This window comes from Variovorax sp. P4_D9 (assembly GCF_056401695.1).
Window position 1 is genome coordinate 1 of sequence record NZ_JBFUIU010000478.1, and the last position, 7034, is coordinate 7034.

A 7034-nucleotide genomic window follows, 5' to 3' on the forward strand; every position below is an offset into this window, starting at 1 on the left:
CCGGTCACGATGGAAGCGCAGATCCAGAAGGCGGTGGATTGCTACAACGCCGGCGCAACCGTGCTGCACCTGCACGTCCGCGAACTTGACGGCAAAGGCAGCAAGCGCCTCTCCAAGTTCAACGAGCTGATTGCGGGTGTGCGGGCGCGTGTGCCCGAGATGATCATCCAGGTGGGCGGCTCGATCAGCTTCGCACCGGAGAACGAAGGCGCCGCGGCCAAGTGGCTGTCCGACGACACACGCCACATGCTGGCCGACCTTGAACCGAAGCCGGACCAGGTGACCGTGACCGTCAACACCTCGCAGATGAATGTCACCGAGCATGCGGAACTGGCCGACTTCAAGGGCACGTCGAGGGAAATTCCCGCCATCTTCGAGGCCTACAAGGAGATGACCGTGCCGGCCCAGCCCGGCTGGGTCGAAGAGCACATCCGCCGCCTGACGGCCGCCGGCATCCAAAGCGCGTTCCAGTGCTACAACATCAACAGCTTCGAATCGGTCGAGCGCCTGATGCGCCGCGGCGTCTACAAGGGCCCGCTGGTCATRAACTGGGTGGCCATCAGCGGCGGCATGGATGCGCCGAACATCTACAACCTGGCCAACTTCGTGCGCGCCGTTCCCGATGGCGCGGTGCTCACCGTGGAAAGCTCGGTGCGCAACGTACTGCCGGTCAACATGATGGGCATCGCGATGGGCCTGCACGTGCGTTGCGGCACCGAGGACGTTCTGTGGAATCAGACGCGCACGGCGAAGATCGGCACCGCGGCACAGATCGAGCAACTGGTGCGCATTTCGCGCGAGTTCGGCCGCCCAATCGCCACGGCCCAGCAGGCGCGCGAGATCTCGAGAATCGGTGTCTTCTACGACACTGCAGAAGAATCGCTCCTGGCCAACGGTTTCGCGCCGAATCGCAACGGGGGCAACCAGGGCTTCTTGCGCAAGGCGGCCTGAATCCTCGTGGAGACCATGTCGCACGCGCTGCGCTTCGAGGTCGGACTTCAGGAGACGCYGCGCACTCCATGATCCCCGCTGAGAGCCTGGTTGCGCCACTGCGAGGCGCTGCATCCGAAGGTATCGCGAAACCAATGGCTGAAGCTGCTGGGGCCCGAGAAGCCCAGCAACTCGGCCACTTCGCTGAGCGGCAAGTCACTGTCGCGCAAGTGGCGCATGACCAGCTCCGACCGCACCAGATCGAGCAACGTGCTGAACGTCAGTCCCTCCGCATCGAGGCGACGATGCAGCGTGCGGCGATCGACGCGCAGATGTCGGGCGACCTCCTGCGCCGTGCAGCTTCCGCCAGGCAACAGCGCCAGCATCAACTCACGACAGGTGGCGCGTGCGCTTTCATCAAGATGCCGCAATGCTGCTTCCAGGTGCTCGCGCGCAAAACGTGCGGTGCCCCGGTCCTCGAGCGCGCGCGGCTTCGACAGGTCGGCCGCGAGACAGACCAGGCCGTTGAACTCCTGGTTGAACTTCACGATGCGACCGAAGAAAGCCCGATGCGCAGAAACGTCCGACGGTGGACGATGCGTGAAGCAGACTTGACGCGGCCTCCATTGCGGCCCGATCAGATCGCCCAGAATGCGGAACATGATGCCGACGGCGAGCTCCATCGATTGACGCATTGGCAAACCGGGGCTCGGCAGCAAGTCCTCCCGGATGATGACCACGTCGCCAGTGTCCTCGATGCGGGTAGTCAGCGAGGCGTTCACCAGCTTCAGATAGCGGCAAAGCGTATCGAGCGCGTCCCTCGGCGTGGGCTCTTCTTTCAGCACGAGACTGATCGGTCCCAGGTCCGAGAGCCTGCGTTGGGCTGCAAGGCGTAGCGCAAAATCTTCCGTACGTGTAGCGCGCGCCGTGATCTCGAACAGCTCGCGCACGGCATCGCCGGGAATCAGCGTCTCGGGATCGTCCAGCAGCTTTGCCGACAGCCCCACGGTGCGCATGAATGCGGAGGGGTCCCGACCCAGCGATTTCACCAGGTCCACATAGCCGCTCAAGCTGGCGCTTCGAATCAGTCGACCTAGATGTTTCATTGAACGGCTCGCTCAAGCGCTCATGCAGGGCCGATTGAACTGCAGCCTCTCGTCGCTCGATTATGTGCGCAAGGAGGAGCTGGAGCGGCAGGGATTCGAGGTCGGTCGAGGAAGACGGCTTGCTCGACCTGAACAAGTTCAAGGCGGCCTTGAGGCCGGACACCATCGTGGCGTTGGTCATGCTGGTCAACACGAATTCGGCGGGGTGCAGGACGTCCAGGCGATCGGCGCGATGTGCCGCGCGAACGGCACGGTCTTCCACGTGGGCGCTGCACAGGCCACCGGCAACTCGACATCGACTTGCGCAACTTGCCCGTCGATCCCATGAGCATCACCGCGCACAAGACCTATTGGCCGAAGGGTATTGGTGCGCTCTATGTCCGGCGCACGCCGCGTATCCGGATCGAAGCTCAGATCCATGGCGGCGGCCATGAGCGCGGCATGCGCTCCGGAACGCTGGCCACACACCAGATCGTCGGCATGGGTGAGGCATATCGCATTGCCAAGGCTGAAATGCACCAAGAGATCGCACGCATCCAGGGGCTGCACGACAAGCTGGTCGATGGCCTGTCGGACCTGGAGCAGGTCTTTATCAATAGGCATCGGGACAAGCGCGTTTCCCCATTACATAAACGCCTCGTTCAATTTTGTCGAGGGCGAATCGCTAATCATGGGCGTCAAGGGGATTGCGGTGTCGTCCGGCTCCGCCTGCACATCGGCCAGCCTGGAGCCGAGCTATGTGCTGCGCGCGCTTGGCAGCGACGAACTCGCGCATTCGAGCCTGCCCATCACCGTGGGATTCACCACCGAGGCGGACGTCGAGGCTGCCGTGTCGATGCTGAAGACTCGCGTCGAGAAGCTGCGCGAGCTGTCGCCACTTTGGGAGATGTACAAGGACGGCGTTGACCCGCCTACCATCCGCTGGACGGCGCATTGATTCCATTGCGGGCCGGGACGGAAGCAATCCAGGTCTTCCGCAATGTGGAGTGAGAGCGTTAGATTTGGTGGGGTCACTTCGCCGACGACAGCTTTGAGTCGTTCGAAGGAAATCCGGGGTACGCGCATGCGGACCATCAGCCGATCGGATGATGTGGCGATCGAGACTCAAGCGGAGCCGAGCCATCGAGCATCTGCTGCGGGCAGCACCACCAAGTCGAAAGTTGGAATCGCCAACCAATTGGCTTCATGTTTGCCGAGAGAGTGTGATCCGAATGTGTGCGGCTTGCGCCTCTTGATGTTCGAACGCGACCGGTCGTCGCCGCGCCGCTGGCGACGGGTTATGTCAGCACAGCCTTGAAACCGGTCGTCGATGCTGAGATCTCCTTGCCATCTCGATGACTGGATCGGCCGTACAGCGTGAGGTCTTCGAGCGGCCGGGGACGACGGCAAACGCTGCAGAGTTGCCGGACAGTGGATCCCTCGATCTTCTTGTTCAATCTGCTCAGGCGATAGGACAGCAACGCCCACATCAGGACGTATTAGAGGACAAGCCAGCGCGGCATTGCCTTGCGCTTCGTCCCTGGCTCCACATCGGGAGGTCGCCAGAAGCGCCAGTTCGGCCGTTGGGGCGGGTCAAATTCACCAAAGTCCGAAGGGGTGAGGGCCCAGGATGAGCCCTCGAGCCATCGCATTCGACCGGAACTGCTCGAAAGTCGCCGTTGGACCATCTGGGCGACATTTCGTCTGCGAGCATTTTTAGCACCCCTACGTGCGATCTCATCGGTGCAGCGGCTCCGCGACGCGTACGCCTCGGTGCTGCTGGCGGCCGGGCGCCTCTTCAGGACGTCCGCCAAGGTTTGAAACCGGCTTCGCACGACGCAGTGCGCGGGCATCGAACAGGATGTGCCCAACTCATTGGCCTGGAAAGACAAAGCGTAATCTGCACGGAAAGGCTGACCCTTATCGAGGGTAAATATCCGAAGGGAAGGACGGTCGAAATCCGAAAAGTACGAGGGTCGACATATGATCGAAATCTGGGAAATCAGGACCCGAGGCATCCAGGAAGCCGATGTCTGGGCGGCGGCCGACCAACTCCTCTCCGAGGGCTGCGGCCGACCATCGAGCGCGTGCGGCAGCGGCTCGGGCGGGGCTCGCCAAATACGGTCAGTCCGATGCTGGAACGCTGGTGTGCGTCTCTGGGGGCGCGGGTCGCCGGTGGGGCTGCGCCGCCGGCCAGCAACGATGCGGACGGCGTGCCGGTGAGCGTAAGAAACGCCACGCGCCTCTTGTGGGAACGGCACGGCGCGAGCCCGAGCAGGAGCAGGAAGCCGCACTGGAGATCGCTCGCAGCGAGCTGAGAGCGAAAGAAGAACAACTGGTGCGGAACCAGGGCGAACTCACGCAACGTGAGGCAGCCTTTGCGCAGACTCGGGCCAGCCTGGACCATGCCCTCGCTTCGTCGCAGCAGGCCCGCGAATCACTGGAGCAGCAGGTCACCGCGCTGGCCGCCGAGGGTTTGAGGCAGCGCGAGGTCGCAGCCAGGGAGGTGGCAAGACACAATGCCCTGCTGGACGACACCCACGCGGCCGCTGAACGACTGCGCCAGGAAGGCGCGATGGCGCTGGCCCAGCGCGAGCTCGATCGACCTGTCTCTTTAATTGCGCCCCTCTAATATGCTGCAACGCAGCAATCACTGCTTGCATTGGGGAAAACGACGGATAGACTGGGTCATGTTGCAGTGCAACAAACGTCTCTCTGACCAAACCCACGGAAAGTCTCTCATGCTCATGAACCTCGACCAATTCGCCACCCCCGCCAAGGCTTCCATTGAGACCCTGTTGAACCAGAGCTCGCAAGCGTTCGAAAGCGCGGAGCAGTTGAGCGCGCTGAACCTGCAGACGATCAAGACCGTGCTGGCCGAATCCGAGGAAATCAGCCAAGTCGCCCTGCAGGCGAAGAGCCCGGTCGACGTGCTGAAGCTGCAGACCGAAGCGCTGAAAGCCGCGCCGCAGAAGGCCGCAGCCTATGGGCGCCAAGTGCAGGCGATCTTCGCGCGCGTCGCTGAGGCCCGACGCGCCACCTTCGAAGCGCAAATCGCCGACGTGCAGGCCAAGTTCCTGAATGCCGTCAGTGGCGCTATGAAGGGCGCTCCCGGCGCCGAGAAATTCCTCGCACTGGCGAATTCGACAGTCGATGCCGCGAACAAGGCCTACGTTGGCGCAAATACGGCCGCCCAGCAGGTTTCCGACACTGTGACCACCAACGTCGCGAAGGTCACCAAGACCACGCAAGGCGCACTCGAAGAAGCCTGATCCTGACGACCCCCGCGCTCCGGATGCCCGGGGGTCGATTGAGCGGCCGGGCCCAGGTCAGGCCCTTTTTTCGAGCAGCACCGAAATGTTGGCGGCCGACCTCGAGCGAAACGTGATGGCCCCAGGGTTGCGTCCGACTTCGTGCGCCAACCGAGACTGCAGAGGCATCCTGCTCAAGCCATCTTCGTGCATCGCACGCTTCCCATAGGTACTCATGCAGAAATCAACCAGCCTTGCGAACGGTCTGTCAGAACCCGTGAAGCAATCAAACGCGCCGCCGCCGAGGGCGAAGTAACGTGGCGCTCTTCAAGCGAACGCGCCCCCGCCCCGAGAACGTCGGGCCGGCCCCCATGAGTGCCGCGTGGCGATGGTGCAAGGCCTGGCTGAACCGCGTGGGCGGCGCGCCGCCGCGTGCGGTGCTTGACGTAGTCGCAGGCCTGCGACGACCCGCGTCAGGTGCCAAGACAGGGGCTTCAGGACGATTCATCGAGGGACACTACGGCAAGAGTCCGCAACGTCGCTACATGCTCTACGAGCCGGCGCGGCGCAGTCGCCGCCAGGCGCCCTTGCTCGTGATGCTGCACGGTTGTTCGCAAAGCGCCGAGGAGTTCGCCGCCGGCACCCGCATGAACGAAGCCGCCGAGTCGTCGGGGGCGCTGGTGCTGTATCCCGAGCAGTCGCTGTCTGCCCACCCCTTGCGCTGTTGGACCTGGTATGCGTTGCAGGACCCCTCCAACAGCGAGGGCGACGCCGCCGTGATCGCAGCCATGACCCGGGAGGTGATGCGCGATCACGACATCGACCCGGCGCGGATCTACGTGGCCGGCATGTCGGCCGGCGGCGCGATGGCCGCGGTGCTGGTACGAGACTATCCACGGCTGTATGCCGCGCTCGGTGTGCACTCCGGCGCTCCCGCCGGCCTTGCGCACGACGTGTACTCGGGCATGCGATTGATGTCCGGTGGCCCCCGTCTGCGGACGGAGGACGAGGACGCCGCATCGTTGGACGCAGAGCTCCCACATACGGTCGCAAGCATCGTCTTCCACGGTGACGCAGACGCGATAGTGCATCCGTCCAATGCCGAGGCCATTCACGCCCCACCCCGAATCGCTCAGGATCAGCCGCTGCCCTTCAAATCGCTGAGCACTACCACGGATGCCAACGAAGGACGACGTGCCTACACGCGTTCGGTCGACTATGGCCCCGGTGGCGTGCCGGTTCGCGAGCTCTGGATCGTGCATGGCGCCGGCCATGCTTGGGCCGGCGGTAGTGAAGGGTTGCGGCTGAACGATGCCACCGGCCCCGATGCTTCGCACGAAATGATGCGATTCTTCTTGCGGCACCGGCTCGCGGCCTGAGTCCGGTCAACCTACTTGGCCAGCGATCCGCGGGTCGCAATTCAATGAAGCACCCTCGAACGGCCCCAGTGCCTTCGGTTTTCCGTCTACGCGATCGTTCGCCCCAACAAGGCCCCGCATCGGACCCGTGGAATCATTGCGATGGCGAGAGGAAGCGATTCCCCATTTTTCTCCACGCCCCGTTCGGCTGCGCAAGGCGCTCGGCGATGACGCAAAGCACCTGCACATTGAATCCCAGTCCGGAATGACTGCCGAAAACCTCGATGTTCTCGTTGATGTCGCATGGGTCTTCCTCGACGCACGTCTCCCAGGCTACGATGCCGTCCGTGCGCGAATAGATGGCGGTCGCCGGCACCGGTAGCGACCGTCGAACGCGCAGGACCATGTCG

Annotated in this window: 6 protein-coding genes and 2 pseudogenes; 6 read left to right on the top strand and 2 right to left on the bottom strand. The window is 63.3% G+C overall.

Going from position 1 to position 7034, the window contains the following annotated elements; genetic code table 11:
* Positions 1-951 (top strand): beta-keto acid cleavage family enzyme (locus tag AC1DY5_RS35845; RefSeq protein ID WP_478119245.1); only part of this gene is annotated, 951 nt, incomplete at its 5' end.
* A 47-nt stretch (positions 952-998) separates the two neighbouring features.
* Here AC1DY5_RS35845 and AC1DY5_RS35850 read toward each other — a convergent pair.
* Positions 999-2036, bottom strand: coding sequence for an AraC family transcriptional regulator (locus tag AC1DY5_RS35850; RefSeq protein WP_478119246.1), 1038 nt, complete (start codon positions 2034-2036; stop codon positions 999-1001).
* Positions 2037-2112: 76 nt separating this feature from the next.
* On the opposite strand from AC1DY5_RS35850, the pseudogene AC1DY5_RS35855 reads away from it, so the two are divergent.
* From AC1DY5_RS35855 to AC1DY5_RS35875, 5 genes and pseudogenes are all read left to right on the top strand, one after another.
* Positions 2113-2973 (top strand): annotated as a pseudogene (locus AC1DY5_RS35855) (aminotransferase class V-fold PLP-dependent enzyme); the annotation flags it as partial.
* 1129 nt (positions 2974-4102) lie between these two features.
* Positions 4103-4333, top strand: a complete 231-nt coding sequence (locus AC1DY5_RS35860; RefSeq protein WP_478119247.1) for a DNA-binding protein — start codon at positions 4103-4105, stop codon at positions 4331-4333.
* Complete coding sequence (locus AC1DY5_RS35865) at positions 4264-4647, top strand: hypothetical protein (protein ID WP_478119250.1); 384 nt, start codon at positions 4264-4266, stop codon at positions 4645-4647. The genes AC1DY5_RS35860 and AC1DY5_RS35865 overlap by 70 nt, the downstream gene beginning before the upstream one ends.
* 1 nt (position 4648) lies before the next feature.
* The gene (phaP, locus tag AC1DY5_RS35870; protein ID WP_478119248.1) at positions 4649-5287 is read left to right on the top strand and encodes a TIGR01841 family phasin; all 639 of its coding nucleotides are present in this window, start codon (positions 4649-4651) and stop codon (positions 5285-5287) included.
* 350 nt (positions 5288-5637) lie between these two features.
* On the top strand, positions 5638-6645 hold the full coding sequence (locus tag AC1DY5_RS35875; RefSeq protein ID WP_478119249.1) for an extracellular catalytic domain type 1 short-chain-length polyhydroxyalkanoate depolymerase: 1008 nt from the start codon (positions 5638-5640) through the stop codon (positions 6643-6645).
* Between the two features lie 133 nt (positions 6646-6778).
* Here the strand turns inward: AC1DY5_RS35875 and AC1DY5_RS35880 are convergent.
* Positions 6779-7034: pseudogene (locus AC1DY5_RS35880) on the bottom strand (alpha/beta hydrolase); the annotation flags it as partial.